This is a genomic window from Streptomyces sp. NPDC050388, from assembly GCF_040655635.1.
Lineage (GTDB): Bacteria > Actinomycetota > Actinomycetes > Streptomycetales > Streptomycetaceae > Streptomyces.
This window is the reverse complement of record NZ_JBFAKH010000256.1, coordinates 1-1709: the sequence shown is the minus strand read 5'-3', so window position 1 is coordinate 1709 and position 1709 is coordinate 1. Positions and strand designations below refer to the sequence as shown.

The 1709-nt window shown below is 72.7% G+C and carries 1 protein-coding gene; it reads left to right on the top strand.

Annotation, left to right across the window (positions count from 1 at the left end):
- The coding region (locus AB0I73_RS41190) for a non-ribosomal peptide synthetase (protein ID WP_363045499.1) at nucleotides 1-1709 on the top strand (1709 nt) is incomplete at both ends.

Genomic DNA, 1709 nt, shown 5'->3' with positions numbered 1-1709 from the left:
CCGGGTCTCCGAGGTGGAGGTGCTGGAGGAGGCCGAGCGGCAGCGGGTGCTGTCCGGCTGGCAGGGCGCCTCCCGTGCCGTGCGCGGGCGGTCGCTGCCGGAGCTGTTCACCGAGCAGGCCGGCAGAACGCCGGACGCGGTGGCCGTCGAGTGCGGCGACCGGTCGCTGACCTACGGCGAGCTGGACGCCTGGTCGGGACGCGTCGCCGGCTGGCTGCGGACGCGCGGTGTGAACCGGGGTTCGTTCGTCGCGGTGAAGCTGCCGCGCTCGGTCGAACTCGTCGTGGCCCTGCTCGCGGTCACCAAGGCCGGGGCCGCCTACGTTCCGGTGGACCCGGAGTACCCGGCGGAACGCATCGCGCACATCCTCACCGACGCCTCACCCGCCCTCGTCCTCGACGACCCGGCCATGCTGGAACAGGCCGAAGCGCCGCTGGAAGCGGTCCGCGTCCACCCCCGCGACCCGGTGTACGTCATCTACACCTCCGGCTCCACGGGCCGGCCCAAGGGTGTCGTGGTCGAACACGCCTCCGTCGGCGCCTACCTGGAGCGGGCCCGCGAGGTCTACCCGGACGCGTCCGGCACGGCACTGCTGCACTCCTCGGTCGCCTTCGACCTGACCGTCACCGCCCTGTACACGCCGCTGGTCAGCGGCGGACGCGTGATCCTCACCGAACTGGACGAGCACGCCGCCGAAGCCGGCCGGCCGACCTTCATGAAGGTCACCCCCTCCCACCTGGGCCTGCTCGAAGCCCTCCCCGCGCAGACCTCCCCGTCGGGAACGCTGATCACCGGCGGCGAGGCCCTGCTCGGCGAGGCCCTGGCCGCCTGGCGCTCCGCGCACCCGGACGCCACCGTCATCAACGCCTACGGACCCACCGAGGCCACCGTCAACTGCACCGACTACCGCATCGCACCCGGCGAGACCGTCCCCTCCGGCCCGGTGCCGATCGGCCGTCCGTTCTGGAACACCCGCGCCTACGTCCTCGACGACCGCCTGCGCCCGGTCCCGCCCGGCGTCACCGGCGAACTGTACGTGGCCGGCATCGTCCTCGCCCGCGGCTACCACCACCGCCCCGACCTGACCTCCGAACGCTTCACCGCCGACCCCTACGGCCCGCCCGGCACCCGCATGTACCGCACCGGCGACACCGCCCGCTGGACCCACACCGGCCAACTCGTCTACACCGGCCGCGGCGACGACCAGGTCAAACTCCGCGGCTTCCGCATCGAACCCGGCGAGATCCAAGCCGTACTCATGTCCCACCCGCAGGTCACCCAGGCCGCGGTCATCGTCCGCGAGGACCGCCCCGGCGACCAGCGCCTGACCGCGTACGTCGTCGGCACCACCACCGACGACCTGCACGCGCACGCCGCCGTGCACCTGCCCGCGTACATGGTCCCGTCGGCCTTCGTGTCCCTGGACGAACTCCCCCTCACCCCGAACGGCAAGCTCGACCGCCGCGCCCTGCCCGCCCCCGAACACGACCAGGAAACCGGTACGGGACGGGCTCCCCGCACCTCCCAGGAGGAAGTGCTCTGCGCCCTGTTCGCCGAGGTCCTCGGCCTCGACGCCGTGACCATCGACGACGACTTCTTCCGCCTGGGCGGCCACTCCCTGCTGGCCACCAAACTGGTCAGCCGCATCCGCACCGCTGTCGGTGTCGAGCTGCCCATCCGCCAGCTCTTCGAGACCCCCACCGTCGCCG